At 70.5% G+C, this 25,854-nt stretch carries 30 protein-coding genes and 3 pseudogenes; 17 read left to right on the forward strand and 16 right to left on the reverse strand.

Annotated elements, in window-relative coordinates; all coding sequences use genetic code 11:
- Positions 1-186: 186 nt before the first annotated feature.
- Positions 187-534 carry a hypothetical protein gene (locus ACZ4WV_RS32475; protein ID WP_465752232.1) on the reverse strand — a complete coding sequence of 116 codons (348 nt, stop codon included), beginning with the start codon at positions 532-534 and terminating at the stop codon, positions 187-189.
- A 95-nt stretch (positions 535-629) separates the two neighbouring features.
- Positions 630-1,364: a hypothetical protein gene (locus ACZ4WV_RS32480; protein WP_465752233.1), complete on the reverse strand. Its 735-nt coding sequence runs from the start codon at positions 1,362-1,364 to the stop codon at positions 630-632.
- Positions 1,365-1,591: 227 nt separating this feature from the next.
- Here ACZ4WV_RS32480 and ACZ4WV_RS32485 point away from each other — a divergent pair, with 227 nt between their 5' ends.
- Positions 1,592-1,939 carry a PRC-barrel domain-containing protein gene (locus tag ACZ4WV_RS32485; protein WP_465752234.1) on the forward strand — a complete coding sequence of 116 codons (348 nt, stop codon included), beginning with the start codon at positions 1,592-1,594 and terminating at the stop codon, positions 1,937-1,939.
- A 198-nt stretch (positions 1,940-2,137) separates the two neighbouring features.
- On the opposite strand, the gene ACZ4WV_RS32490 is transcribed toward ACZ4WV_RS32485, so the two are convergent.
- The 5 genes from ACZ4WV_RS32490 to ACZ4WV_RS32510 all read right to left on the reverse strand — a co-directional run bounded on the left by ACZ4WV_RS32490 (position 2,138) and on the right by ACZ4WV_RS32510 (position 4,787).
- Entirely contained in the window at positions 2,138-2,464 is a 327-nt protein-coding gene (locus ACZ4WV_RS32490) for a hypothetical protein (protein ID WP_465752235.1), read from the reverse strand.
- Between the two features lie 244 nt (positions 2,465-2,708).
- The gene (locus tag ACZ4WV_RS32495; RefSeq protein ID WP_465752236.1) at positions 2,709-3,212 is read right to left on the reverse strand and encodes a GNAT family N-acetyltransferase; all 504 of its coding nucleotides are present in this window, start codon (positions 3,210-3,212) and stop codon (positions 2,709-2,711) included.
- Complete coding sequence (locus tag ACZ4WV_RS32500) at positions 3,209-3,628, reverse strand: arsenate reductase ArsC (protein ID WP_465752237.1); 420 nt, start codon at positions 3,626-3,628, stop codon at positions 3,209-3,211. Before ACZ4WV_RS32500 ends, ACZ4WV_RS32495 begins: the two co-directional genes overlap by 4 nt.
- Positions 3,629-3,672: 44 nt before the next feature.
- Positions 3,673-4,419 (reverse strand): aquaporin, encoded by a 747-nt coding sequence (locus ACZ4WV_RS32505; RefSeq protein WP_465752238.1) that lies wholly within the window; start codon positions 4,417-4,419, stop codon positions 3,673-3,675.
- On the reverse strand, positions 4,416-4,787 hold the full coding sequence (locus ACZ4WV_RS32510; protein WP_465752239.1) for an ArsR/SmtB family transcription factor: 372 nt from the start codon (positions 4,785-4,787) through the stop codon (positions 4,416-4,418). Before ACZ4WV_RS32510 ends, ACZ4WV_RS32505 begins: the two co-directional genes overlap by 4 nt.
- Positions 4,788-4,877: 90 nt before the next feature.
- Here ACZ4WV_RS32510 and ACZ4WV_RS32515 point away from each other — a divergent pair, with 90 nt between their 5' ends.
- From ACZ4WV_RS32515 to ACZ4WV_RS32535, 5 genes are all read left to right on the forward strand, one after another.
- Complete coding sequence (locus ACZ4WV_RS32515) at positions 4,878-5,348, forward strand: ArsI/CadI family heavy metal resistance metalloenzyme (RefSeq protein WP_465752240.1); 471 nt, start codon at positions 4,878-4,880, stop codon at positions 5,346-5,348.
- A gap of 562 nt (positions 5,349-5,910) precedes the next feature.
- Positions 5,911-6,261 (forward strand): RNA polymerase sigma factor, encoded by a 351-nt coding sequence (locus ACZ4WV_RS32520; protein WP_465752241.1) that lies wholly within the window; start codon positions 5,911-5,913, stop codon positions 6,259-6,261.
- Complete coding sequence (locus ACZ4WV_RS32525; RefSeq protein WP_465752242.1) at positions 6,258-6,608, forward strand: hypothetical protein; 351 nt, start codon at positions 6,258-6,260, stop codon at positions 6,606-6,608. Before ACZ4WV_RS32520 ends, ACZ4WV_RS32525 begins: the two co-directional genes overlap by 4 nt.
- 448 nt (positions 6,609-7,056) lie before the next feature.
- Positions 7,057-7,812: a PrsW family intramembrane metalloprotease gene (locus ACZ4WV_RS32530; RefSeq protein ID WP_465752243.1), complete on the forward strand. Its 756-nt coding sequence runs from the start codon at positions 7,057-7,059 to the stop codon at positions 7,810-7,812.
- A gap of 38 nt (positions 7,813-7,850) precedes the next feature.
- Positions 7,851-8,096 carry a hypothetical protein gene (locus ACZ4WV_RS32535; RefSeq protein ID WP_465752244.1) on the forward strand — a complete coding sequence of 82 codons (246 nt, stop codon included), beginning with the start codon at positions 7,851-7,853 and terminating at the stop codon, positions 8,094-8,096.
- Between the two features lie 507 nt (positions 8,097-8,603).
- On the opposite strand, the gene ACZ4WV_RS32540 is transcribed toward ACZ4WV_RS32535, so the two are convergent.
- The 3 genes from ACZ4WV_RS32540 to ACZ4WV_RS32550 form a co-directional block, all read right to left on the reverse strand.
- Complete coding sequence (locus tag ACZ4WV_RS32540) at positions 8,604-8,855, reverse strand: DUF559 domain-containing protein (RefSeq protein ID WP_465752245.1); 252 nt, start codon at positions 8,853-8,855, stop codon at positions 8,604-8,606.
- A 192-nt stretch (positions 8,856-9,047) separates the two neighbouring features.
- Entirely contained in the window at positions 9,048-9,692 is a 645-nt protein-coding gene (locus ACZ4WV_RS32545; RefSeq protein ID WP_465752246.1) for an AAA family ATPase, read from the reverse strand.
- A gap of 83 nt (positions 9,693-9,775) precedes the next feature.
- Positions 9,776-10,297, reverse strand: coding sequence for a MarR family winged helix-turn-helix transcriptional regulator (locus ACZ4WV_RS32550; protein WP_465752247.1), 522 nt, complete (start codon positions 10,295-10,297; stop codon positions 9,776-9,778).
- 47 nt (positions 10,298-10,344) lie between these two features.
- On the opposite strand from ACZ4WV_RS32550, the gene ACZ4WV_RS32555 reads away from it, so the two are divergent.
- Both ACZ4WV_RS32555 and ACZ4WV_RS32560 read left to right on the forward strand, forming a co-directional pair.
- The gene (locus ACZ4WV_RS32555; RefSeq protein WP_465752248.1) at positions 10,345-11,259 is read left to right on the forward strand and encodes a DMT family transporter; all 915 of its coding nucleotides are present in this window, start codon (positions 10,345-10,347) and stop codon (positions 11,257-11,259) included.
- 46 nt (positions 11,260-11,305) lie between these two features.
- Positions 11,306-11,602 (forward strand): annotated as a pseudogene (locus ACZ4WV_RS32560) (hypothetical protein); the annotation flags it as partial.
- Positions 11,603-12,136: 534 nt separating this feature from the next.
- Here ACZ4WV_RS32560 and ACZ4WV_RS32565 read toward each other — a convergent pair.
- The gene (locus tag ACZ4WV_RS32565) at positions 12,137-12,775 is read right to left on the reverse strand and encodes a class I SAM-dependent methyltransferase (protein WP_465752249.1); all 639 of its coding nucleotides are present in this window, start codon (positions 12,773-12,775) and stop codon (positions 12,137-12,139) included.
- A gap of 243 nt (positions 12,776-13,018) precedes the next feature.
- On the opposite strand from ACZ4WV_RS32565, the gene ypfJ reads away from it, so the two are divergent.
- The 3 genes from ypfJ (at position 13,019) to ACZ4WV_RS32580 (ending at position 14,447) form a co-directional block, all read left to right on the forward strand.
- Complete coding sequence (gene ypfJ / locus ACZ4WV_RS32570; protein WP_465752250.1) at positions 13,019-13,924, forward strand: KPN_02809 family neutral zinc metallopeptidase; 906 nt, start codon at positions 13,019-13,021, stop codon at positions 13,922-13,924.
- A 91-nt stretch (positions 13,925-14,015) separates the two neighbouring features.
- Positions 14,016-14,327 (forward strand): multicopper oxidase domain-containing protein, encoded by a 312-nt coding sequence (locus ACZ4WV_RS32575; RefSeq protein WP_465752251.1) that lies wholly within the window; start codon positions 14,016-14,018, stop codon positions 14,325-14,327.
- A gap of 21 nt (positions 14,328-14,348) precedes the next feature.
- Positions 14,349-14,447 carry a multicopper oxidase domain-containing protein gene (locus ACZ4WV_RS32580; protein ID WP_465752270.1) on the forward strand — a complete coding sequence of 33 codons (99 nt, stop codon included), beginning with the start codon at positions 14,349-14,351 and terminating at the stop codon, positions 14,445-14,447.
- An 89-nt stretch (positions 14,448-14,536) separates the two neighbouring features.
- Here the strand turns inward: ACZ4WV_RS32580 and ACZ4WV_RS32585 are convergent, their stop codons facing one another.
- The 3 genes and pseudogenes from ACZ4WV_RS32585 to ACZ4WV_RS32595 all read right to left on the reverse strand — a co-directional run.
- Complete coding sequence (locus ACZ4WV_RS32585; protein ID WP_465752252.1) at positions 14,537-14,737, reverse strand: helix-turn-helix transcriptional regulator; 201 nt, start codon at positions 14,735-14,737, stop codon at positions 14,537-14,539.
- A gap of 6 nt (positions 14,738-14,743) precedes the next feature.
- Positions 14,744-15,085 carry a cupin domain-containing protein gene (locus ACZ4WV_RS32590; RefSeq protein WP_465752253.1) on the reverse strand — a complete coding sequence of 114 codons (342 nt, stop codon included), beginning with the start codon at positions 15,083-15,085 and terminating at the stop codon, positions 14,744-14,746.
- Positions 15,086-15,323: 238 nt separating this feature from the next.
- Positions 15,324-15,989: pseudogene (locus ACZ4WV_RS32595) on the reverse strand (IS701 family transposase); the annotation flags it as partial.
- A 201-nt stretch (positions 15,990-16,190) separates the two neighbouring features.
- On the opposite strand from ACZ4WV_RS32595, the gene ACZ4WV_RS32600 reads away from it, so the two are divergent.
- From ACZ4WV_RS32600 to ACZ4WV_RS32615, 4 genes are all read left to right on the forward strand, one after another.
- Complete coding sequence (locus ACZ4WV_RS32600; protein ID WP_465752254.1) at positions 16,191-16,454, forward strand: chaplin family protein; 264 nt, start codon at positions 16,191-16,193, stop codon at positions 16,452-16,454.
- A gap of 223 nt (positions 16,455-16,677) precedes the next feature.
- Positions 16,678-17,805, forward strand: coding sequence for a tetratricopeptide repeat protein (locus tag ACZ4WV_RS32605; RefSeq protein ID WP_465752255.1), 1,128 nt, complete (start codon positions 16,678-16,680; stop codon positions 17,803-17,805).
- Between the two features lie 31 nt (positions 17,806-17,836).
- Entirely contained in the window at positions 17,837-18,799 is a 963-nt protein-coding gene (locus ACZ4WV_RS32610) for a hypothetical protein (protein ID WP_465752256.1), read from the forward strand.
- Between the two features lie 239 nt (positions 18,800-19,038).
- Complete coding sequence (locus tag ACZ4WV_RS32615; RefSeq protein ID WP_465752257.1) at positions 19,039-19,320, forward strand: hypothetical protein; 282 nt, start codon at positions 19,039-19,041, stop codon at positions 19,318-19,320.
- Between the two features lie 170 nt (positions 19,321-19,490).
- Here ACZ4WV_RS32615 and ACZ4WV_RS32620 read toward each other — a convergent pair.
- Together ACZ4WV_RS32620 and ACZ4WV_RS32625 are read right to left on the reverse strand one after the other, a co-directional pair.
- Positions 19,491-19,625: pseudogene (locus ACZ4WV_RS32620) on the reverse strand (IS701 family transposase); the annotation flags it as partial.
- A gap of 763 nt (positions 19,626-20,388) precedes the next feature.
- Positions 20,389-22,479 carry a DUF8189 domain-containing protein gene (locus ACZ4WV_RS32625; protein WP_465752258.1) on the reverse strand — a complete coding sequence of 697 codons (2,091 nt, stop codon included), beginning with the start codon at positions 22,477-22,479 and terminating at the stop codon, positions 20,389-20,391.
- A gap of 494 nt (positions 22,480-22,973) precedes the next feature.
- Between ACZ4WV_RS32625 and ACZ4WV_RS32630 the strand changes: the two genes are divergently transcribed.
- Positions 22,974-23,672 (forward strand): helix-turn-helix transcriptional regulator, encoded by a 699-nt coding sequence (locus tag ACZ4WV_RS32630; RefSeq protein ID WP_465752259.1) that lies wholly within the window; start codon positions 22,974-22,976, stop codon positions 23,670-23,672.
- Positions 23,673-23,742: 70 nt separating this feature from the next.
- Positions 23,743-24,492: a hypothetical protein gene (locus ACZ4WV_RS32635; RefSeq protein ID WP_465752260.1), complete on the forward strand. Its 750-nt coding sequence runs from the start codon at positions 23,743-23,745 to the stop codon at positions 24,490-24,492.
- Positions 24,493-25,854 lie beyond the last annotated feature (1,362 nt).

Raw genomic sequence — 25,854 nt, forward strand, 5'->3', positions numbered from 1 at the left:
CCCCGAAGCCGGCAGGAACCGCGACAGCACAGCCCACTCGGCATCCGACAGCTCATGACGACGCACCATGACGGACATGATTCCTCATCACTTGACCAGCTTTGAAGACGGCCCCTAGGACCGATTCAGCGCAGGGCGCGCCGCTCCGGTCGACCAGGCGCGAGCCTGTCGGCAGTTCTCGGTCGGTCAGGACGCCTTGTGCCGTGGCCGGCCGGTGTGTTCGAGGGCCTTCTGGAGTTCGTCGCGCGTCATGGTGGAGTGGTGGGGGATGTCGAGGTCGGTGGCCCTTTTGTAGAGCTCGGCCTTGGTGAGCTGGGACAGTTGTTGTTTGCCGGTGGCGCTGGCGCGCTTGGTGGTCTTGGCGGCGCCGGTCTTGGTGGCGGTGCTTTTCTTTCCGCTGGTCGGCTTGGGGGAGCGGCCGGCGCGGGCGGCCGAGGGCGGCTGATCGGCGCGCGTCTTCCGGGGCTCGTCGGCCGGTTCGCCCTTGCGGGCGGTTTCGAGGCTGCGGCGCAGGGCGTTCATGAGGTCAATCACGTTGGTGGCCTCGGGCTCGGGGCCGGCGGAGACGCACGGCCAGGTGGGGCAGGCGCCAGTGCGAAGCTGTGAGCCGCAGATCTGCTGGGGACGGATCAGTGCAGGGCGCTGACCGCGCGGGCGATGACGAGGAGGGAGGTGATGAGTGCGGCGATGCTCTCCACGCTCATGAGGACTTTGGCGCGGACGGTGAGTGGCATGGTGTCGGTCGGGCTGAAGGCGGTGGAGTTGGTCACCGACACGTAGAGGTAGTCGATCAGGGTGGGGGCCCAGTCGCAGGAGCGGCTGGAGCCGTCGGCGACTTCTTCCACCGCGTCGTGGTTCTCGTCTTGGGAGAAGCGGAAGTCCGCGAGCGGGAGTTGGCTGCGCGGCACCTGGGTGCGTACGACGGGACCACCGCGGTCGAGTTCCCAGAACGCGAGACCGAAGACGATGACGTCGGTGGCCCAGACCTGGAGGGCGGCGATCAGCAGCGATCCGCCGTCCTTGACGTCGCTGGACACCAGCGCCTGGACGAGCAGCCCCAGTGCCAGCAGGTTGCTCGCGCCGATCACGCCGACCAGTGCCAGTGACAGGGTTCTGGACAGCCGGTTCTGGCGGGTCATCCGGTGGGGGTTCACCGCGACCAGCGGGATCAGGAGCAGCACCTCCAGGGCAGGCAGGACGTAGCGCGGGCCGACGAGCAGGGGCTCGGGCAGGGCGAGGTAGAGCAGGATGGCCACCAGGGTGGCCACCATCGCGGGCAGTCGCCCCTCGCCGCGGCGCTCGTGCCGGGGGTGTCGCCGCAGCATCGGCGCCCGGTGGGCGTTCGGTATTGGACTGTTGCTCATCTCGAAGGGTCCTCCGGGTCGGCGGGGCTGACCGCCGGTTTCCCCCGCAGGCGGCATTCACTCCCGAGCCCGGCGCATTGGCCGCCGCGTTCGGCGGCGTGGCTCCGTCGCCGAAGGCGGCAGGCGGTCGTTTCCCACGCGGAGCGCCGTCTTGCGGTGCATGCTCCGACCGGGCGGGGGAAGCCGACAGCCGTACCACGAAGAACCCGTTCGACGAGGAGGCAGTTATGACCAGCGGACTGTGGGGCTACGGCAACGCCGAGGGCTACACCCCCGGCACTGACCTGACGGGATACCGGGTCGAGGCCGAGGACGGGCACATCGGCAAGGTCGACCGGCACACCGAGGACGTCGACTCCGCGCACATCGTCGTCGACACCGGCCCCTGGATCTTCGGCCGCGAAGTGCTGCTCCCGGCCGGCACGATCCGGCGCGTGGACTCCGGCGAGCGGACCGTGTGGGTGAACCGGACGAAGGACGAGGTGAAGAACTCGCCGGAGTACGACAAGGACCGGCATGCCGCGGACCCGGACTACCACCGGGCGATCGGTGGTTACTACGGCGAGTCCGCCTGACGCCCGGCGCCTCATCCGAGCACCCCGTAGGGCCCCGAACCCCAAGCTGATTCGAGGGGTTGGGGCCCTACGGGCTCATGCACTCCACCCCATCCTCCTCGGCGCCCGGATCGGTAGACCGGACGCAGCCGGGGGACTCAGCGCACGGGGGCACCGCCTCGGCTGACCAGACGCAGGTTGGCGGCACTTCTCGGCCGGTCAGGACGCCTTGTGCCGTGGCCGGCCGGTGTGTTCGAGGGCCTTCTGGAGTTCGTCGCGCGTCATGGTGGAGTGGTGGGGGATGTCGAGGTCGGTGGCCCTTTTGTAGAGCTCGGCCTTGGTGAGCTGGGACAGTTGTTGTTTGCCGGTGGCGCTGGCGCGCTTGGTGGTCTTGGCGGCGCCGGTCTTGGTGGCGGTGCTCTTCTTTCCGCTGGTCGGCTTGGGGGAGCGGTCGGCGCGGGCGGCCGGGGGCTGGTCGGCGCGTGTCTTCTTGCCTTCCGCAGCCGGTTCGCTCTTGCGGGCGGTGTCGAGGCTGCGGCGCGGCACAGGCCGCTGCTGCCCGACGGCCGTCTGCCCCAGGGCGTCGTCGTCCAGGTCCTGGACTCCGACGCGCCCGACAAGCGCATCGCCGCGCTCGAAGGCGACCTCCTCGAAACGCAGCAGCGCAGGGATCCCGTTGCCGATCAGGCTGACGGGGGGTTCGGATGAAGGCCATCACGGCGGGCCGTCGTCCGTACCGAAGTGTTAGCCCAGTGTCTTGATTCTGCACATCTCGCCTGATGTCGCCGGGTCAGTCGACCGTCGGGCTGCGGCGTTCGAGGAGGACGACGTCGCGCCGGCGGCCATGATGGCCGCCGATCCGTTCCCGGGCCCCGATCCGCCGGAACCCGGCCCGCTCATGGAGGGCAAGGCTGGCGGTGTTCTCAGGGAAGATCCCGGACTGGATCGTCCAGATCCCGGCCGCCTCGGTGGAGGCGATCAGCGCGTCTAGCAGGAGAGCTCCGACGCCCTGGCCACGGGCGTCGGGATGGACGTAGACGGAGTGCTCGACGACGCCGGTATACGCGCACCGGTCGGAGACCGGGACGGCGGCGTCCCAGCCGAGCACCCGGCCCGTCGGGTCGACGGCGACCAGGCGGTGTTCGGCGAGACGCGCGGCGTCGAACGCTTCCCAGCTCGGGGCGGCTTCCTCGAAGGTCGCGTCGCCGCCGTCGATGCCGAGCTGATAGATCGCCAGGACTTGCCCAGCGTGTTCGGGCAGCATGCCCGTCGCGCGGACGGCGGGCCCGGTCATGCCCGGGCCGGGATGCCGAGGTCGGCGAGTAGGCCGCGGATCCGCTGCTCGATCTGGTCGCGGATCGGGCGCACGGCCTCGACGCCCTGGCCGGCCGGGTCCTCCAGCTTCCAGTCCAGGTACTTCTTGCCGGGGAAGAACGGGCAGGCGTCGCCGCAGCCCATGGTGATCACTACGTCGGAGGCCCGGACCGCCTCGACGGTCAGGACCTTCGGGATCTCGGCGGAGATGTTGATTCCGACCTCGGCCAGGGCCTCGACGACTGCCGGGTTCACGGTCTCGGCCGGGGCGGAGCCGGCCGAGCGGACCTGCACCCGGTCGCCGCCGAGGCGGGTGAGGAAGGCGGCGGCCATCTGGGAGCGGCCGGCGTTGTGCACGCAGACGAACAGCACGGATGGGACGGCGGGAGTGCTCACGGAAGGGGGTCCTTCGGTCTTCGGGTCGGCAGGCAGAGGCGGGGTCAGCGGGCGGCTTCGGCCGGGTGGTGGTCGCCATGCGGGACGACGACGTGCTCGGCGGCGGGTGTCAGGCGGCCGAACAGCACCGCGACCAAGGCGACGCCGATCACGAGGCCGACGAGCTGGGCGGCGATGAACGGCAGCACCGAGGCGGGGGCGATGCCGGCGAAGGTGTCGGTGAACGCGCGGCCGATGGTCACCGCGGGGTTGGCGAAGCTGGTCGAGCCCGTGAACCAGTAGGCGGCGCCGATGAAGGAGGCGACCGCAATGGCGGCGAAGTGCGCGCGGCCGATGCGGGCCAGGCCGAAGATCAGCAGGATGAGGCCGGCGGTCGCGACGACCTCGCCCAGCCACAGATGCGGCGCCCAGCGGTCATGCGTCGACCAGAGCACCAGCGGCTCGGCGAACATCGCGTCCGCGAGCACCGCTCCGCCGATCGCCCCGGCGATCTGGGCCGGGACATAGGCCGCGACCTCGCGCATTTCGGGCCCGTTGCCGTCGCGGCGGCCGGTCCACCAGGCGGCCAGGGTCACGGCCGGGTTGAAGTGGGCGCCGGAGACCGGGCCGAGCAGCAGGATCAGCACGCCGAGGCCGAACACGGTCGCGAGCGAGTTGGCCAGCAGCTGGACGCCGACGTCCTGGGAGAGCTTGGTGGCCTGGATGCCGGAGCCGACCACGACGGCGACCAGCGCGCCGGTCCCGACGAACTCGGCCGCCGCCCGGCGGCCCAGCGGCGCTATCGCAGTCATCTGGAATCCCCGGCGGGGGCCTGGAGCAGCGAGGAGAGCTTGGCCAGCGCGGCGGGCAGCAGCCAGTAGTAGACCCAGGTCCCGCGGCGCTCGGAGCCGACAAGGCCGGCCTCGCGCAGCACCTTGAGGTGGTGGGAGATCGTCGGCTGGGACACGTCGAACGGGCCGGTCAGGTCGCAGACGCAGGCCTCGCCGCCCTCATGCGAGGCGATCAGCGACAGCAGCCGCAGCCGCACCGGGTCGGACAGGGCCTTGAACATCTTCGCCAGGTCGACGGCGGTGTCTTCGTCCAGGGACTCGCGGACCATCGGTGAGCAGCACGCGGCCGCGTCGTCCTGGCCGAGCACCGGCAGTTCCAGATTCGACATGTGTCTATGTTGACAGTCATCTATGCGAGTGGCAACGTCGACCATATCGACAGTCGTCGAATCAAGACCTCGGACCCTGGGAGAACCGCCATGTCCCGCGTCCAGCTCGCCCTGCGGGTTGCCGACCTCGAAGGCTCCATCGCCTTCTACTCCAAGTTCTTCGGCGCCGAGCCCGCCAAGCGCCGTCCCGGCTACGCGAACTTCGCCATCACCGAGCCCCCGCTCAAGCTCGTCCTCATCGAGGGCGAGCAGGGCGAGGACACCCGCCTGGACCATCTCGGCGTCGAGGTCGAGACCACCGAGCAGGTCACCGCCGCCACCACCCGCCTCGAGGACGCCGGCCTGGCTACCTTCGAGGAGAACGACACCTCCTGCTGCTTCGCCCTCCAGGACAAGATCTGGGTCCACGGCCCCGGCAAGGAACCCTGGGAGGTCTATGTCGTCAAGGCCGACGCCGACACCCTCGGCAAGAGCACCGACGGCACCCCCACCGCCTGCTGCACCAACACGGACCAGACCACCGAACCCGCCACCGCAGCGGCTGGATGCGCTTGCGGCTGACCCCACCACCACCGATGGCCTCGCCCCGCGACGGGGGCGAGGCCATCAGCCATCCACCACCCCGCAGCCCAGGCCCAACCCACGTCATGGACACCTACGCGACGCATCGCCCCAGCTCACGCCCGATCCGTGAACCTCAGCGTTCGGAAATGCCGACGAGCCCGGCGACCACTGGACCGAGGTCGTCTCCATCCTCGCCGACGCCTGCGAGACCCACCCTCCTGACCCTCGACGCCTGGCCGGGCACCGCCGAGCTGCGCCTGAGCGTGAGCGGATCCGCCTGGAGCGGTCTCGGCGACGGGTACGGGGCCCTGCGGTCCCGCACGGTCACCGCCCGCTGCGTCGGCCGCAGGCTGACGGCGTGTTGGCCTGGCCGGATGGCCTGTCAGCCCGCACACGGAGCGCATGAGCGGGTTCGGGCAGGAGGTCCGCACACGAAAGTAGTGACGCTGGTCACATCTACTACCGAACGTAACGCCCCGCGTGCCTCCGCGGCGGCCGCGGCGAACGACGACACCGCGAGCAGTGAGAGCGGCCCCTGGGGATTCTGGCCGGCGCCGTCATGTACCGGATCCACTGGCTCCAGCGGGAGAAGGACCTGGCCGCCCGCCTACGGGCAGCGCGCCGCAAGCTGCAGCAGATGCACGAGACGCTCTCCCGGATAGACGGCGGAGCCGGCCTCTACACCGCCCTCGCCGAACTGCCGACCCGCCATCGCGAGGCCTTCGTCCTGCACAGCACCATGGGCTACACCGCCGAGTACAGCGCGGAGATCCTGGGCATCCACCCCCGGACCGTCGACTACCACCACCGCCGCGCGATCGCGGCCCTCGAACGACTGCTCACCGCCCGACATGTCCTGCGCCGCACCGCCGCCGTACCCCGGGCCCGCCGCGCAGGAGCCGACCGATGACGCCAGAGAAGAACCTCGACAAGCTCCTCGACACCCCCAACAGCGGCGAGCCCGACGGCTTCGACGTGCCCGCCGCACTGCGCCGAATCTCGGCCGATGTCGCACGGATCCGCCGCGGCCACCAGCCTCCCCCCGGCTGGTGGGCCGAGCAGGACCGCGCGCGGACCTGCCTGGAGACGGTGGTTTCGGCGGAGATCAACACCAGCCGCCTCGCCCGGATCATCGATCTCGCCGATCTCCTGGACGGTCACCGTGACCCGAGCGACCAGCGCGTGGAGGACCTGGTCCAGGAGATCGAGGGATTCCGGCTGGCGACCGCCATCACCACCCACCTTGCCGTTCGCTAGCTTCAGCGCGCCGCCCAGCAGCGAGACCGCTGCTGGGAGCCACGAGACCCCGGCCACGGCGAGAAGATCGCCGTGGTGCTGTGCGGGGCCAACACCGATCCCGTCGACCTGGTGGGCCGCCCCGCCGGGCACTGACCGGACAGCCCGAAGGGGGCAGCAGGGCTCACCGCCCGGCTGCCCCCCTTCGCCATACCGCCTAATGCGGCTCTTCCGCGTGGGCGAGCCGCAGTTCGGGCCGCTGACCATCTACCGGATCGGGCCCCGCCCGATCGCTGGGACCGTGAGGTCACGGGCATGGGGCAGGCAAGCGCGGCCGGACGTGATCGGTGCGGCGGTCAGGTCCGCGTTGACAGCTGATCAACGCGTGGCGGCCGCCGCTGCTTGCCGGCTGTCTCCCGGGGGTAGTCGCGCCGCAGTCGTCCGTCCAGCGCGCGTGGAAGGTGAGCTCGTGAGGCCCGTACCCCGTCTGTCCTGGCTGGCTGCCCTGGTGCTGGGAGCCGGCCTGTTCCTGGTCGACCAGCAGGCGATGGTGGACACCGGCAATCCCAACTTCGTGCCCTCGGTGATCGTGCTCGGCGCGGCCGTGGTGCCCGTCGCGTTTGTGCTGTTCGTCGCGGAGCGGCGGGTGGCCTGCGACGTGCCCGCCTGGCTGGTGTTCGCCACCGCCCTGCTCGCCGGAGTGATCGGTACGGCCGTCGCGGGGATGCTGGAGTTCGACACCCTGCTCCGGCTGGGCGTTCTGCCACTGGTGGCGGTCGCGGTGATCGAGGAGGCCGCCAAACTCGCTGTCCCCTTCGCGGTGCTGCTGTTCTCCCGCTACCGCCGCGCCGTCGACGGCGTACTGATCGGCGTGGCCTCCGGCGCCGGCTTCGCCGCCCTGGAGACCATGGGCTACGCCTTCGTGGCCCTGGTGCGAAGCCACGGCGACGTCACCGCTCTGGAGGACGTCCTGCTGCTGCGCGGCGTGCTCGCGCCCGCCGGCCACATGGCCTGGACCGGCGCCACCGCCGCCGCCCTGTGGTCCGCCCGTGCCGACGGCGGCTGGCGGCGCTTCGTCCTGGTCTTTGTGACCGCCGTGCTCCTGCACACCGCTTGGGACAGCACCGGGACCTTGCTCGGGTACGTGGCCGTCGGCGCGGCCAGCCTGCTGTTGTTGGGCGCGCTGACCCACCGTACGGCGGTGCGCGGCGCGGCCGGGTTGTAGCCGCGCGCGGTGCGTGTTGGCCAGTGGGGGGTGCCCCTATGGGGCTCGTCAAAGAAATCGGGCTGCGTTCGGGAGTGTGTGCGGGGATCGACTTCGATGTCGGTCTTCGAGAGCTGCAGGGTCAACACGGGGTTGACATCCTTTGCGAGTTGCTGGCCGCGGTGGGCCGCAGGCTGGGCAAGCCGGTGGTCATGACGGCCGAAGGCGACTACGGGCACCCGGTGCTCGGGTTCGACCCCAATGCCGACAGTGTGGTGCTGATGGCGGACCCCAACTTCAGGTGACCGCTGCGGCTGGCCGCGACTGGTAGAAAGTGCCGTCGCGGAGCATGGCGAACAGGACGTCGACCCGGCGTCTGGCCAGGCAGAGTAGGGCCTGGGTGTGCCGTTTGCCCTGGCTGGTTGGTGGCTCGGCCTGCCGCCTCCGTGCGACGGGGAAGGTCGAGCCAGGGAGGGCTGATACGCGCAGGTGTAGGGCATCTCGATGAGGGCCTGCTGCCGCCTGCGGCGAAGTTCAGCGCCTACCGCGAGATGTTCCGCGACAACGACCCGGCCCTCGCCGACCAGGAGCCAGCTGACCGTACGGTGCACTGGTGGCGCCGTACCTGGCCCCGCCACACTCGCGCCGGGTATCCGCCGGTCGGCTTGGTCGTCACCGATGCCGGATCCACCGCGCTGATGCCCTCGGTTCGCTCGGCGAGTCGGTGTCCTCAAGGCCACCACTGGTCGCCGGGTTCAGCGGTTGCTGCGCCTGTGGCGGCTACGCATTGATCGCGGGCGCTGGTGGCACGGTCAGGCCATGGTGCTCGAAGAGGCGGGTGAAGAACTGTTCGACGAGCGGCGGATCCGGTCTCGGTCGAGTTCGGTGGAGCTGAAGCGGTAGACGTCGTAGCCGCGTAGTTTGAGGTCGCGGTCTCCGCGGACGGTGTCCTCGTACGCCCTGCTGTTCGCGTAATGATGGCGGCCGTCGACCTCCAGCACCACGCGGCTGCCGTTGGGCAGGAAGATGAGGAAGTCCATCCGGTGGTTCAGCAGCGCTTTCACACCGCGTCGCTCCACGGTCTTGGGCTCCCAGTGCAGCCATTACCTCGGGCAGCAGCGCAGGCATGTCCCAGGCACGGGCCCCGAAGACCTCGTTGTAGGCCTGGTAAAGGTCGCGCTGGAATGACGAATCGTCATCGGGCATTGAGTCCAGCAGCCGGTTGTACAAGGCCTTATTGGCACTCACCTCGTCCGTTATTCCCGAGGTCTCCCGCCACCAGCACAGCAGGTCACCCCACCGGATGCCGTCCGCTCCGACAGGCCGGTCGTACTCCACGATCTGGTCCCTGCCCCGCTGACCGCGGCGCGCTCGGGTTGTGTGCCGTGGTCGGGCTCGCGGTCGGCGTAGTTGGCGCTGATGCGTTCGGGGTCGTGCTCGTGCAGGAAGACCGCCCGTACCCGCCGGCCCCGGCGCCCGGCCTCGGCCGCGCAGCGGGCGGCGGCGGCCGGGGTGAGGTAGTCGCCCTCGACGACGGCCGGCACCTCCACGCTCAGGCGGTTGCGCACCACGCCGAGCAGGGCCTCGTCCAGGGCGTGGGCGGTGGCGATCTGCAGCTCCAGCACCCGCTCCGCGTCCGGAGAACCCTTCTGAGACTCCTCCGGGGAACCCTCCGGAGGCTGCTCCGGAGAGCCGTCCAGAGCGTCGTCCTGGGCGCGGACGTGATGCAGGCCGGGGTGGGTGGCTGCGGTGGTGGCGGCCTGCAGCGCGGCGACCACGTCGTCGAACTCGACGATGAACGCGCCGTGTCGAGCGGCGAGAGCGGCGGCGGCGCAGCTCTTGCCGAGGCCGGAGGCGCCACCGATGAGCAGGACGTCCCAGCGGCTGTGCTCGGTGTGCATGCGGGCACGGTGAACGGGTCGCGGACCGGCCGGCTCAGTGGGGGTGGGATCGCCGGCCCCCTGGGACGCCGGTGGCCCGGGCGTCACGCGGCGGGGTGTTCGGGCCCGGCGCCGTCCAGACGGTGCTGCCAGGTGGTGAGCAGCGCCTGGAGGGCGGCGGCCTCCTCGGGGCTGAGGTGGCCGAGCAGGCGGTGCTCGTTGCGCATGTGGGCGGTGAACGCCTCGTCGATCAGGCGCAGGCCGGCGTCGGTGAGCGCGACCACGCGGGCGCGCCGGTCACCCTCGGCGGTGCGGCGGGTGACGAGCCCGGCGCGTTCCAGGCGGTCGATCCGCTTGGTCATCGCGCCGGTGGTGACCATGGTGTGGGCGGCGAGTTCGCCGGGCGCCCGCTCGTACGGGGTGCCGGCGCGGCGCAGTGCGGCGAGCACGTCGAACTCGCCCTCGCCCAGGCCGTAGCGCTGGTAGACGAGGGTGAGCTCGGCGGTCAGACGGGCGGCGAGGCGGTGCAGGCGTCCGATCACGGCCTGCGGGGACACGTCGAGGTCGGGGCGCTCGCGCCGCCACTCGGCCTGGATCAGCGCGACATGGTCAACGTCCGGGTGCATGCGACCACCCTACCTGCATAGCTTCCCGGGAAGCTATATTGCCTTCCATGGAAGCAAATCTGCGGTGGATCCTGCTGACGGCCATCGCCCCCGTGGCCTGGGGCACCAACTACTGGATCACCCACACCTACCTGCCCCCCGACCGCCCTCTGTGGGGCGCCGCCCTGCGCGCCCTACCCGCCGGCCTGCTCCTGCTCGCCCTCGCCCGCCGCCGCCCGCGCGGGCCCTGGTGGCGCCGCAGCGCCCTGCTCGGACTCCTCAACACCGCACTCTTCTTCGTCCTGCTCTACCTCACCTCCCAACTGCTGCCCACCAGCACCGCCGCCACCGTCATGGCCGCCTCCCCGCTGGTCATGCTGTTCACCGCCTGGGCCCTGGCCGGTCAGCGCCCCCACCCCGCCCATCTGGCCGGCGCCCTGGTGGGGCTGGCGGGCGTGGCACTGGCCCTGCTCGGCCCGCTCGGCGCGCTCAGCTGGACGGGCCTGGCGGCCTCGGCGGCCGCGATGCTGGTCTCCTCCGTCGGCTACGTGCTCTCCGCCCGCTGGCGCGACGGCGCCGACCCACTGGCCGCCACCGCCTGGCAGCTGACCGCCGGGGCCCTGGTGCTCCTGCCGTTCGCCGCCGCCCTCGAAGGCGCGCCGCCCCCGCTGTCCACCCCCACCCTGCTCGCCTTCGGCTACACCGCCCTGGTGGCCACCGCCCTCGCCTTCACCTGCTGGTTTGCCGGGCTGCGCCACCTGCCCGCCGGGACGGTCGGCCTACTCGGACTGCTCAACCCGCTGACCGGTGTGCTGCTGGGGACCGCGCTGGACGGGGACGCCTTCGGCCCGCGCCAGGGCGCGGGGCTCGCGTTGGTGGCCGCCGGCATCCTCCTCGGACGTCCCCGCCCCGCCCACCGCGCCGACTACCCCACCCCGGCCCCGGCCGCGAGCCCCCGTTTGCCCCGGCGGCCGGTACCGTGATCCGATGGCGGGCAGCATCGCGTGCCGGTGGCGGACCGCGCCAGGCATGGAGGTGCCGAACGGAAGGGACCGCCCCCTCGTGGCTTCCCCCGCCGACGGCCGTACAGCTGCCCTCAGCGCCCAACTCGCCCAATCCAACCAGGAACTGCGCCGCCGCCTCACTGGGATCCGAACCGGACTGGGCCGGCGCCGCCCGGACGGCGACCACACGCTCCTCACCCACTGCCTGGCCTTCTGCACCGTCCTGACCACCCATCACCAGGGCGAGGACAGCGGCCTGTTCACCGCCCTGGTACGTGAACGACCCGACCTCATACCGACCGTGACCGCCCTCGTCGAGGACCACGGCCTCATCTCCCACATCCTCACCCGCGTACGCGAACTCGCCGAACAGACGGAAGACCGCTGCGACACCGGACGGCGACCTCGAGGCGATCGCACGGGAACTCGACGGCCTGGCCGCCATCATGGAATCCCACTTCAACTACGAGGAACGCGCCATCAGCGCCGCTCTGGACGCCGGAGTGACCGACGACGGATGGTCCAACCCCGTCCTGCACCTCCGCGCGGCATAACGCCACCCCGCCGCCGAGCCCCGGCGGCCGTTGGCCCCCTCCAGTTGCGGGCGCTCAGCGGCGAACACGCGAGATGTTGAAGGTGGCGGCCCGCCGCGCCATACGCGAACGCCAAGCGAGCACCTGGCCGCTGCCGCCGACCGACTCGGCGGCCGCCCCCGCGGGACGCGCGGCTGGGAAATCCCAGCCGCGCGTCTGACCACACTGCTCGCGGCTGGATCAACTCACCACGTATGGCAGCGACCCCTCGAATTCGCTCGCTCGCTGGAGGGCCCGTAGCGCCCGGTGCGCCCGCCGGCCTGCTACACGGCGCGGAGCAGGAGGTGCCCGCGCCGGTAGCGTTCGCCCTCGCCGGGTTCGCGCAGCATGCGGCCGACCTCCGCGAAGCCGGCCCGGCCCGCGAGGTCGGCGAGGGTGTCGAGGGGCCAGCGGTAGGCGGTGGTCACCTTGTGGTCGAAGGGCGTGACCGGTCCGCCCTCGGACTCGAAGAAGGCCAGCAGCGCGTAGCCGCCCGGTGCCAGGACCCGGCGGAACTCGGCTAGGTAGGCGGGCAGTTCGGCGGGTGGCGTGTGGATGAGTGAGTACCAGGAGACGACGCCGCCCAACTGCGCGTCGGCCGTCTCCAGGGCGCCCATCGAGCCCAGTTCGAAGCGCAGGTCGGGGTATGCCTGGCGGGCGAGGTCGATGAACGCGGGGGACAGGTCGACGCCGAACACGTCCAGCCCTTGTTCCCGCAGGGCGGCGGTCAGGTAGCCGGGGCCGCAGCCGAGGTCCGCTACGGGGGCGGGTCCGGCGGCGGTGACGAGATCGGCGAACGCGGTGACGATCGAGCGGTCCAGCGGCAGGCCGGCCAGGCCGTCCTTGACGAACTCGGCGTAGCGGACGGCGACGGCGTCGTAGGCGTCGGCGGTGGCGGTGGTGTACGACGATGACTCAGACACGGGGGACGACCCTAGACCATCAGCTCGGACCGGATGGCGGCGATCCCCGGGTTCCGACGACCGCTGCTTCGCCTTGCTGGGCGCGCGCGGCGCAGAGGTCCTGCCATGGTGCGTGCCGGGAGCCGCTGCCCGTAGGCTGGGCGGGCCGAAAGGCGGCGCAGAACAGCGCGAACAGCGACAAACCGACACACCGACACCCGACACACCAACACAGACAAAGCTACGGAAGCAGGCAGGCAGGGCATGCAGTTCGATGACCAGGGCGACCTCGACACCTCCCAGGTGGACGACCGGCGCGGCGTGCCGGGCGGGAAGGTGGCCATCGGCGGCGGGGCGGTGGGTCTGATCGTGGTGCTGTTGGCGGTCGTTCTCGGCGTGGACCCGAAGCTCCTGGGTCTGTCGTCGGGCTCGGGCTCCGGTACCTCCTCCTCGTCCGGCGTGCGAACCGACGGCGAGGTGCAGCAGTCCTGCAAGAGCGGCGCGGACGCCAACAAGCGCCAGGACTGCCGGATCACGGCGGTGACCAACAGCCTGCAGGAGTTCTGGCGCACGGAGTTGCCGACCCGTACCAAGGTCGCGTACAAGACGGCGCAGACGGTGCTGTTCACCGACCGGGTCTCCACCGCCTGCGGGCCGGCGACCTCGGCGGTGGGCCCGTTCTACTGCCCGGGCGACCAGAAGGCCTACTTCGACCTCGGCTTCTTCAACGAGCTGTCCTCCCGCTTCGGCGCCAAGGACGGCCCGTTCGCCGAGTCCTACGTCGTCGCCCATGAGTACGGCCACCACATCCAGACCCTGACCGGAACGATGCAGAAGGTCGGGGGCGACCGGCAGGGCGCGAACAGCGCCTCGGTGCGTCTGGAGCTGCAGGCCGACTGCTACGCGGGGGTGTGGGCGCACCACGCCACCACCACCCCGCAGCCCTCCACCGGGCGTCCGCTGATCGCCTCGCTGACCGACCAGGACATCGCCCAGGGACTGGACGCCGCAGCCGCCGTGGGCGACGACCGGATCCAGAAGCAGGCCACCGGGAGGATCAACCCGGAGGAGTGGACGCACGGTTCCTCAGACCAGCGCAAGGCCTGGTTCACCACCGGCTACCGCACCGGCGACCTCGCCCGCTGCGACACCTTCTCCGGCAAGATCTAGGCCCGCTGCGGCCTCCCACGCGTCCGTAACCGGCTCGGCACGGCACGCATCCGCGAGGTACTTGCCTTCCGGATCGTCCGCACGGTCCGCGATGACAGTCGTATCCCGCCTGTGCTCGCCGCCGACCTGCCCGACTGGCGTCGCCAGGACGCTGTCCGCGTGCGGGATTTCGCCTGCCGTACCGGTCGCAGACGGCGGTCACAGGTGGCTGGTCGGCGGCCGCGCCTTCGACCCGGCCCGCACCGACGTCACGGTGAGCCTGGGTGAGGTGGAGGTGTGGCGGTTGATCATTCACGTCCACCACCCGGTTCACCTGCACTTGGTGGGCTGCCGGATCCTCTCCCGCCGCGGCAAGCCTCCGCTGCCCCAAGACGCCGGCCTCAAGGACAGCGTCTCACTGTGACCGGGGGAGTCCGCGGAGATCATCACGCGCTTCGACGGCTACTGCGGCCGCTACCTCCTCCACTGCCACAATGCTGAACACGAGGACATGGGCATGGTGGCCAACCTCGAAGTCGTCTGACGAGCCCCCTACTTGACCAGCCCGGCCGCCCACCCGGCCCGTCCGTCGCCGGCAGACCGATGGACATCGTGCCCATCGCTGCTGACGCGTCAACCGCTTCCGGCGGGCCGGCTGTCGTCGGCAGGCGCCCCTGGCTGGCTGTGACTGTGGCTGTGCGGTAGCGGCCCGGTGATGCCGAATTCGCGGGTGAAGGCGTGGGACAGTGCATAGGGGCTGCCGTAGCCGACCTGGCGGGCGATCGTCTCCAGCGGCTGGGAGTTCTGGCGTAGCAGCGTGGCGGCTCGGGTCATTCGCCACTAGGTCAGGTAGGTCATGGGCGGGCGCGCCGTGAGTGCGGTGAAGCGGCGGGTGAGGGTGGCGCGGGAGACACCGGCGTGCCGGGCCAGGCCGGGTGGTCCATGGGTGGGCTGGGTCGTGGTGGATGGCGGCCAGGGCGGTGGACACGACCGGTCGGCCAGTGCCGCGTTCCAGCCGCCCGCGCCGGGTGTGCTGGTCCAAGCGCGCACGAGGTAGATCAGAAGCAGGTCGATCAGAGCAGGTACGGCCAGTCGTCCGCCCGGATGTTCGGCGGCGACCTCGGCACTCAGCAGCCCGACAGCCGCGTGCAGTTCGGGATGTCGCCCGGTATGGGTGGGCAAGTGAATCACCTGCTGCTGGCTCGGGTCGGTGGGTTGTCGGTGGTGGGTAGTCGGATGGGGTTGACGTGGGGTTCGTGTGGGGTGGTCGAGCGTTTCGGTGTGGGTGCGGCGCCGGGGTCGGCTGGAGGCCGAGGCTCACACGGTGCGGGAGTGCGCTGGTGCCTACGGCCGCCTGATCGCCGCCCCGCCGTGGCACGGGGAACAGCCCCGGCACGCTGATCGCGGCGCTGCGCCGGAAGACATCAGCCTGCTCCAACTCGTAGCGCCGGCCCTTGCTGTAGCCGTAGCCGGCATCCGCGGTCACCCAGCGGAACGGGATCCCGTCGTCGACCGCGCGGCGGACCATCGCCCTAGCGAGCTGAACCTTGGTGGCGAACTCGACCTCGTCGCCGATACCCGCCGCCCGGCACCGCTCGCGCTCGTCCGTCCAGGACTTCGGCAGGTAGAGCGCCCGATCGATCAAGGTCCGACCCAGCCCACTGGAGTACGCGAGGAAGACCCCGACCTGGCAGTTCTCGGTCCGACCGGCGGTGCCGGAGTACCGCCGCTCGACACCGGCCGACCGCACGCCCTTCTTCAAAAAGCCCGTGTCATCCACGATCAGCACACCGCTCGGATCCGCCAAGTGCTCGGCCACGTACCCCCGCACCCCGTCGAGCACCCCGTCGGCATCCCAGTCGATGCGGTTCAGCAGCCGCTGGACCCGGTCCGGGCCACCATGACCGGCCTCCTCGGCTATCGTCCACCCGTTCTTGCGCTCCAACGGCGCCAGCAGGCCCCGCATGTAGGCCAGGGCCGACTCCCCCGACTCACTCCGCGAGAACCGATGAGCAAACCGCTCATGCAAACCAGCCAGCCCATCCGACCACCGACGAGCATCAACCTCCGCTATGTCCCCACCCACGAACAGCCCAACGAGCGAACCAACAACCGTCACGATAAGCACCGTTGCAGTATTAGACGGTCATCTCAATTCGTTTGGGGGGCGTGACGAAGTGAAGACAGGTTCGTTGACGGTGTCATCGTCACATTTAGGTGCCGGTGTGAGGCGTGGAGGGCGCTCGTCGGTCGGTGGGTGCCGGTTGGGATTGGATGGGTGAGTTGTGTGGAGTTGGGCAAGCGAGCCGTGGTGGCCGGTCTTGCGGTGGGTACGTCCCTGGCCGGTGCGGGTACGGCGCAGGCGAATATCATCGGCGTGGGGAATCCGACCTTCGGCAATGAGTGCGTGACGCACGCGGCCTCGAAGGCACAGGGAGGCACGGTGTCGGGCGCGGGTTCGATGTCGGGCAACCAGGTGCAGTTGCCTGTCCTGCTGCCGCGGAATCAGTGCGGCAACAGCGGCATCGTCTGCAATTTGGACCAAGCCTAATGCGTGACGTAAGGGTGCTTGTTTTGAGGCGGCCCGCAACCGGCTGCCGGTTTTGCTTGTTGAGTGGGGCGTGAGTGCTGTCGCAACGTCCGCGGGTACGGATGCTCGAGCAACGGTTGATGCTGTCGTCGGCGTTCAGGAGTGGCTGGCATTGTCCGGTCGTGGTCTGGAATGTCTCCGGGCAGAGGCGGCCAGGTCTCCTCGGTCGGGTCTGGCGCGGGCGATGGTGGTGTGGGCGACCAGCGACAGCCTTGATGACGCGAGTCTGAAGGCGGAGCTGGAAACGGCCTATGAGGCGGCGCGAGGTGAGGGCGAGCGGGCCGCGAGTCTGGTGTACGGGATCTTCCTGTACACCCACCGTCAATATCGGCTGGTCGCTGACCACTTGGTCGGGCACTTCGCTCGCTTCCCCGGAGATGAGATCGCATCGGCGATGGTGGGCGCGTTTCACGCGGTGGGAGATGCCGCCTATCGCGAGCACGGGGATGCGCTGGTCGGCGAGCAGTACGCGCTGGCCGGTTCTGAGAGCTGGGTGTGGGCCTCGCAGAAGGCGTGGTCGCTGGTGGAGCAGGGGCTTGCGCAGGAGGCGTGGGAAGTGGCCGGCCGGGCGCTGGAGCTGTATCCGCGTGCGGGAGTGGCCGCACATGCCCGCGCACACGCCGAGCATGAGCTGGGCGCCGGTCCCGCGTCCACCGCCTTCCTGGACACCTGGCTGGCCGAGGATCCGGACGCGGTGCAGTTCCGGCACCTGAACTGGCACGCCGCCCTGCAGTCCCTGGCCTGTGGGGACCTCGCCGATGTCCGCCGCCGCGCCGACACCGTCCTGACACGGGAGGATGTGGGGATGCGGGCGGCGGTGAACTGGCGACTGCTGCTGGCCGGGCAGGAGCCCGCCGACACCAGCGGTCTGGAGCACGTGCGACACCTGCTGCGGCAGCCGGGTGGGATGGCGGAGGTCTTCCACACCTTCAACCTCGCCCTGGCCCTGGCCGTCGCGTCCGCCTACGAAGACCTTCAGCGACTCGCGGAGCTGGCCGGCGCCGATGAGCGGACCGAGTTCCGGGAGGTCCTGGCCCCCGTCGCCTTGGCCTTGGCCGACCTCACCGCAGGCCGCCCTCACCACGCCGTGGACCTCCTGGTCCGCCTCGGGGCGCGTACCGGACACCTGGGAGGGGTGCGGGTCGAACGCGAGATCCTCCAGGACACCCTGGCCCGCGCCCTGATCGGCGCCGGCGAGCACGCCCGCGCGGCCGAACTCCTGCACGCGCGTACCTCCACCCGCGCCTACCACGTCTACGAAGACCTCCTCCTCACCCCCGTATCGTCCCGGGCCCCTACCGCCGGTGGATGAGCCCCGTTCACCCTGATCACCGGAGTCTGCTGTGTCCGTCCCCCAGGCCCTCGTCGTCTCCCTGCGCGGGAGCGAGACCGCGCTGCTGCACCGCGTCACCACCGCACTGGGCTACACCTCGCACGGCATCATGAGCACTACCGATGGCCGCGACGGTCAGGAGCGGCCGGGGCCCGGAGAGGTGTACCCGCTCCTTGAAGCCGCCTACGGCCGCAATGAGGCAGTCCGCCTGCTCGCTCCGAACAACCGCGAGGAGCTGCCGGCCGCCTTCGAGCAGGCGGTGCTGGCCGCCTGGCGCGTGTGGTGGCAGCTCCTGGGCCAGCCACTCACGCTCGCCTCGCCCGTCGACCCACACCTCGTACAGCGGCTCCAGAACCACGATGGCGCTTTCCACCGGCTGTTGCCGGGCCGGGGCTGCTGGTACACCACCAGCCTCGATCTGCACGACGCGGACGCCAGCTTCTTGCGCACCTGGCAGACCGACGGGCACCCCAAGGTCATCTTTCAGCACCGGGACGTACGGGACCGGATCATCGAGCAGATCCGCATGCTCTCCCAGCCCGCCGACCGCGTCGGCACGATGCCCGAGCACCTCATCTATCAGGCGATCCTGGCCGCTCAACCCACCATGGAAGCCAAGATCACTCTCGCTCTGACCGACCCGAACTTCCCCGGCGTGCGCGAGGCCGCCAACAGCGCCTGGCTCCTGCACCACCCACACGTCTGCGTGATCCGCGACGAAGACCTCACCGGCCCTGCCCGCACCGGCACTCTCATCCGCATCGCCGCACACCTGGACCACCCTTTGACGCCGGGCGAACTCACGGCCCTAGCCGCAGAGCCGGACACCGCCGCCACGCCTGGCCGCACACCTGGGCGAGATCATTTCACCGACGAACACGAACGCATCCTGGCGCAATACCACCCACATTTGCTGACCACCCCTACCCCATACAGAGATACCCCCGCTCCTACGGCCCCGGCCTCAGCCTGACTCTGCCCTGCTCTTCCATGGACTGGACCAGCAGGGGCACGGTCCGGTCACCACCGCGCCGCAGCTGGCGGCCGCGGACCGGGCGGTATTCTTCGACCACCTGCGGGACACGACCCAGGCGGCGGCCCGGCAGGGTGAGGGCGGAGTGCTGCTGCACCGCCAGGCGCTCTACCTCACCTCATACGACCGAGGGCCGGACGCGGCCGCGTGGACCGCGCACCCTTCACCGGCGCCGTGACGTGCTGGCACGGCGGGGCTGGCCCCCGCACTGGGCGGAGGCCCGCGCCACCGCCACGGCGTTCGCCCGGCTCGGTGACCCGCAGCCACTGCTGGACTTCGTCGACCGCGCTCTGGCCGACGACGACACGGCGGAGGCCGCGAACCTGAACTACTGGGCGCTGTGGCTGGGGGTGCTGCCCGTGCCGCAGCCGGACGACGGGTTCATGCAGGACCAGGACCTGACCGGCTGGGATCCCGTGGCCCTGCTGCGGGGCCTAGTACTGCAACGGTGTTTACCGTGACGAGACTTCAGGCGGAGGGCTGTGGCCTCGTCTCTTGTCGTGGCTGGTCCGGGCCTGGTGTTGGCGTCGGCGGCGCCAGCGGGACCAGTGCAGGGACGTGTCAAGGCTTCGGCGGGCCTGCCGGGTGAGGTGGCTGATCAGCCTGCGGATCTCGGGGACGGTGAGCGGTATCAGGTCTGGCGTTCGAGCTGCCCGGTCCCCTTTTCGAGCTGCTGGGCCCGCAGGACGGTGAGGTAGGCGTGGGCGGCCATTGCGAGGGTGATGTGCCGGTACCACCCCGGATAGCGCCGGACCTGGTAGTCGTCGCCCCGGCGGCCGCCGTGCCGACCAGGACCACCAGCAGCCGCGGGAAGGATCGCCAGTGCCGCTCCCGCCCGCCCCGCGCCGCCCTCGCCCGACTGCTTCCACACCCGGGCGCAGGCCGCCAGCTGCGCGGCGGTCGCTCGTCGCCGGTGCCGGCGGTGTAGGCGAGGTGAGCGGCGGGCCGGTACACCCCAGCTACGCCGGCGGGCAGCTCCGGCCTGGGCGACGACCCGACGTTCCGGCCCGGCACCTGGCTGCGCAAGCAGGACAAGGCTCGCGCCGACGGGAAGCTGACCGAGCAACAGACAGCGCTCCTGGACGCACTCACCCGGCATGCCGAGACCGTCGCCGGCTGATCCCGCCTCGGCGTCTCCCCCCCCGGCCAGGTCATGCCTCTTGTGGGTGGTCTTGTCAGGTGCCTTGTGAGACGTCTGCCGGGTGGTCTTGCGGGCACACAGGCATCAGGTCGGGCGCGGCATCGCCGCAGGTCAGACCCATTTCAGGCGGTCCGGAAATGCCGACAACCCCTTCTCTGGCCTTATTCCCCCTTGGGTGGTGGAGGTTGGTCGGTCGGTCCGGTTCGTGGTTCGCGCCTGCGGTGGGCCGGTGTTCTTCTGCGCCTCCCGGCGCCGTCCCGGCCGCACGTAGACACCACCGCAGGTAGCACCGCAGGTACCGCCGTAGGTACGCCCGCAGGTACCACCGTAGGCACCCCGCCGCTTCCGGGGCGCTCTCCGCGCGCTTCCGCAGCTCAGAGGCCGGCCGTCAGGAGGCGCCCATCGGTGTCCAGATGCCGAAGGATCCGTCGGCGCGCTGGCGGCTGTCGTAGAGCCGGCCGTTGGTTCCGATGACCACGAGGTCGGCGAAACCGTCCCGGTCGACGCTGCTGGACGGCACGCTCATGGCGGAACCGGAGAGGTTCTGCCAGGGGCCGAAGGCACCGTTCGGTGCCCCCTGACGGCTCACACTGATGCCACCGTTGCGGTTGCGCACGGCGGTGACCATGCGCCCGTCACCCGGGGTGACCACAGCGGGTGCGCCGATCCCGCCGTCGTCCGGCCCCCCGCCCAGTGCGCCGGCCGCCTGCACCCAGCCGCCGTTCGGCGCCGTCTGGTGCAGGGACATCGTGTACGACTCGCCCGGTGACGAAGGGTTGGACGGATCCCAGCTCCCCACCTGGCGGTAGATCAGTTCTAGTCTTCCGTCGGTGTCCATGCCGATCGAGGTCTCGCTCGTCGGTCCGACGGACGGGAACAGGGGGTCGGACGTGAACGGCTGGTTGGGCGCGGGCTGGTACCAGTGCAGGACGGTGTTGGCGGCGTTCGCCGCGGACCACTCGGCGCTGGTGCGGTTGACGGCCGACCAGGCGAAGAGCTCGATCCGACCGTCGCGGTTGGCCCAAGCGGTCGGCGTTCCCTGGACGTTGCTTCCGCCCATGTCGCCCCACTGGCCGGTCCACCCGCCGTTGGGCGAGGTCTGCCAGATGGAGCTGACGCCGCCGTTGCGGTTCCGGACGAACAGCTGGAGCCGGCCGTCGCCGTTGGAGGCGACGGCGGGCGCGCTGACCTGCAGAGCGTCGTTGGTGAGGGGAGTGCTGCCGAACGGGTTCGGGTTCCCGAGCGAGGCCCAGCTCCATCCGCCGGTCCCGTTCTCGTAGCGCGACACGATGGCGCCGGTGTCCGCACGCTGGCCGAAGACCTCGATCCTGCCGTCCTGGTCCCGTCCCACCGCGAGCCCGACGGTCAGCGGACCGTCCGGACTGCCGTGGGGGTAGGGGCCCCGCCACACCTTGCTAGTGTCCTCCACCCACTCGTAGAGCTGCCCGCTCTCAACGACGAATGCGTGGAGGGCCCGGTTCCGGTCACTGGTCACGGACTGCGTCGATCGAGGCGTTCGCAGGCGCTCCCGGGCGGCGTAGCACTGGTAGATCGCGGGTCCCTCGACGTGGCAGATCGGCCCGCCTTCCGCAAGGTCGTTCCGAAGGAGATCGTCACGGGTCGCGTAGAGGTCGAAGACGAGCTGCTTGTTGGTGGCGTCGATAGTCGCCAAGTTCGCCGGCGACTCGGCGATGTTGTAGTCACGGTAGTGCTCGACGACCGTCCGGGGCGCTCCGCTCGACGAGGTGTACTGGGCGACGGCAGCATCCGCGAACCAGGCGGCGCTGATGTGATCCGGGTTGTCGTGCTCCGGTAGGTCGCCGTGCGAGAGGAGCAGACGCGGATCCGGCGCCGGATCCTGGACCCGGACGAAGGTCGCCCTGAGCGTTGCCAGCAGTGTGGCCAGCACGTCCCCGACGTCGCCCTTGTCGTAGTGCTGCGGCCAGTTGCCGGAGTTCGACATCGGCAGTGTGTCGGCGACCAGGGTCGGACTGTTCCAGAGCTGACGCAGCGTGTCGTTGCCGAGGTTGCCGTAGGGGTCGCCGCCGTCGGGAAGGCCGAGGAAGAACAACTGGACGGAGCTGTTGCCCGTCAGCCAGAAGTGTTCCACCACGTGCCCGTTGCCGAGCGGGGCCAGGGAGAGCTCCTCTCCGCTCCAGCAGTCGCCGTCGCCCCCGCATGCGACGCCGGCCATCTTGGCGAAGGCCAGTTTGATGCCCGCCTGGCGGTCCCGGGCGTACGGGACCGGGTCGGTCTTGTTCGCCTCGCCCGCGGTCAGGTAGATGCTGGCGACGGGTGTGTGGTCCCGGATGTTGTTGGCGACGTCCGGGTTCATGAACAGCAGGTCGTCATCCTCGTGGGCGACGATCTGGACGATGCTCGGACTGCTCTGATCCGCGTGTGCCGTTTGGGTCGACCACCACGGCACCATGGTCGCCAGAGCGGTGAGAAGAGCGATGGTGACCTTTCGGCGTCTCATATAACCCCCCTTAAGTGTGTCGCTGAAATGATCTTAGGGGTGCCTTTTCGGGGCTTCCGACGCCGGATGCACCCGCCCCACCCGGCGGGCCACCACAGGCGGTGGCCGCCGCCGAATCGCCACCCCGTCGGAAGGGAAGCTGCCCTCCCGACCCACCCCCTGCCGATGCTCGGCGACCACCGCACTGACGCCCTCGACAATCCCGCCTACCACGCCCTGGCCCAACGAACCAGCGACGCCTTCGAGATCGCCCTTCACTACCAAGACGCTTGCACCTTCGAGGCCCGTCAGGAAGCGCTTCACAACGCCCTCGCCATCGCAGCGCCCGGGCTGGCGGCTGCGGCGCTCATTCGGCAGCCTTACCGGTCCGGCTGGGTTGGGTGGGGACGTCGGTGAGGGGCCAGCCAGGCCCCTCAGAGCCGCGAGGCAGGGCCCCCGCCGGTTGAAGCCGAGCGAGTGCGGCAGGTAGTCAGCCGACCGCGTACGCTGGGGCGGTGAACCGCACCGATCGCCTGTACGCGCTGGTCGAGGAGCTTCGAGCGGTGGCGCCCCGGCCGCGCAGTGCCCCATGGCTGGCGCGGCGATTCGAGGTCAGTGTCCGCACCATAGAGCGAGATCTTGAAGCGCTGAGGCAGTCGGGCCTGCCGATCCGCAGCGACACCGGTCGGGCCGGCGGATACAGCCTCGACCGGGACCGCACGCTGCCGCCGGTGACACTCAGCCCCGCTGAGGCCCTTGCCGTCAGCGTCGCGCTTCGAACGGCGGCGTCCACGCCGTTCGCGGCGGCCGCGCACCGCGCCGGTCAGAAGGTGCTGGCAGTGCTGCCCGCCGACGTGCGGCAGCGGGAGGAGGCGCTAGCGCGGCTGGTGCACCGGGTCGGGGACCACGCTCCTGGCGGGAGCAGCACGTTGAACGAGATCATCGTCGAGGCAGTGGTCTCAGGACGTGTCCTGAACCTCACCTATACGGACCGGGCCGACGCGGCGACAACGCGCGAGGTCGAGCCGTTGGGGCTGCTGTGGGGCCCCAGTGGCTGGTATCTGGCGGCGTGGTGCCGGCTGCGGTCGGCGGTCCGAGGCTTCCAGCTCGACCGGATCTCGTCGTTGGAACTGTCGGGCGAACGAGTGGCGTCCCGGGAGCCGCAGTGGCGGGCCGAGCTGAAGCGCTTGGATGCCGAGCCCTTCGCGAGGTGACGTGGTGCGACGCAATGCGACCTGAAACACCGACAGGACGGTGTCGCGAGGGACCGCGATGCTGTCCGTCATGGACAACGAGAAGCGCATGATCACCTGGTGCCGCATGTGGAGCGAGGACCCCTTCCTGGCGTACGGCCTGATGACCGACGACTGCGTGCAGTGGTCGAATCGCACGGCCAGCCTGGACGCCGTGGTCGGCCCAGCCGAACAGGAACGGTTCGTCACCGAGTACCGCGCACGGCAGGTGAACGTCTTCAGCCCGCGGGTACTCGTCGACGCCGGTGACCAGTTCGCCTACCTGTGGGATGTGCGCAAGGCCGACGGCGAGGTGTGGACCGGCATCGACGTCAACATTCTCAGCGGCGACCGGATCAGGGAGAACTGGACGTTCGTGGCGGAGCGGCACTGCGAGCAGTCCGATCCAGCACCCGAGGCGGCCGGTCGGACCGACGCCGCCACGATCGAGGGGCTGTGCCACCGCTGGGTTCAGCTTCGCAACGGCCGGGCTGAACTGGCCACGGACCTGGTGATGGGCGACTTCGCCCTGTTCTCGGGCGCCGGGCCGGACGGCGACGCGCACGGCCCCACTGAGCTGACCGACCTGATCAAATGGCAAGCCGAGACAGACGACCGGTCCGCCATCACGATCCACCGGCAGCCCGTCGTCGACCCCGCCCGAGGGCACGTAGCGTTTCTCTGGACGGCCGAGACCAGGGCGGGCGGTGCCTCTGTCAGCGGCGTCGACCTCCTGACAGTGCGCTCCGGCCGGCTCGCCCGCGCGTGGTCCATGACGGGCACTCGTCCATTCCGGTACTGAAGCCCGTGCCTATCCCGCCTGGTTGACGCGACATCGGTGGTCGCGTCCGTGTGCCCATGTCGGCTCCGTAGGCGTGGATGCCGACCCAAGCCGGTGGTTAGTCGCGGATTCGTACGCCGGTCGTGACGGCCTGTTCCCGAACCTCCCGGCCAGCCTAGCGTTCGTCTGTCAAGCCATTGGTGCAGAAAAGAGCAGGCGCAGCGGGGGTCGCGCCCAGTGGCAGGCGTCAAACAGCTGCGCCCGCGCCCAGGCGGCGAACGACCGGTGCCACCTCCGAAAACGTGCTGGCCGTACTGGCCGACGCGCATGCACCGCTGCGCGCCGGGGAGGTGACCGCCCGGCTGGCAATCGAGGAGTCGGCGGACAACGTGAACGCGGTGCGCACCGTGCTGGAGCGCCTGACCAAGGCCGGCCGGGCGCAGCGCGCGGGCCGTGGCCTGTACGCGCAACCGGGCGGGAGATCGGCCCGACGCCTGGCGTCGGCCACGGCAGGCTCCTCCGGCAGCCCCTGGAGGGCGCCGTCGCCCTGCGCGGGAGCGCCTGCAAACCCGGCCGCCGCCTGGGATCACGTCGCCGGGTGCGTCCGGCGCCGGGGTGGCCGTCGCTGCCGGGCAGCGGAACGTCGACGTCGTCCTGCATTGATTCCGACGATTGGTACTGTTGCGCCAAGATCACCCAGCTGGGTGGCTTTGAGGAGGCTCTGATGAGTGCAGCAGTACGACGGCTTGTGGTTGTTGCCGTGTCCACGGTGGTTGTGACGACCGGCTACGTTGCGACGGCAGCAGGGGCATTCGCGGGCGTCATCGCCAGCCGCCCGTAGTCGGAATGACATCCGAGCGCCCCGTCTCACCGTCAGGTGACACGGGGCGTTCGGTTTCAACGTCGATGCTCACGCGCCGGGGGACGCAACGGCGCTCGTGGAGAATGGGGAGTTGTTGTCCAGCTGCCCAGGAGCACTCCAGGTCACAGACGATGGCCTGGGACGCTTCGCGTTCGGTATGGTCGGGCGCCTGCGCTGTGCTCTTGTTCTTCGCGTCCGGATGGTGGCGGCCGCTCGCTGCTGAGGGTGTGGCGGCGGGGGCCGGATCGAGGCGGTGGGAGAGGGTACGGCGCGCGGGCCCGGAACGGGCTTGGCCGCCGTCAGGAGCGCCGGATATCCCGGAGAGACAGCAGCGGACCACGACCACCAGGAGACACCCGTGAGCACCCATCAGCGCCCAGCCCAGCCCGGCGACGCTGTCTGTGAAGACTCCGGGACCGGGGGGGGGGGGGGGGGGGGGGGGGGGGGGGGGGGGGGGGGGGGGGGGGGGGGGGGGAGGGGAGAGGGGGGGGGGGGGGGGGGGGGGGGGGGGTGGGCAAGAG

The organism is Kitasatospora sp. NPDC029312, assembly GCF_055569215.1.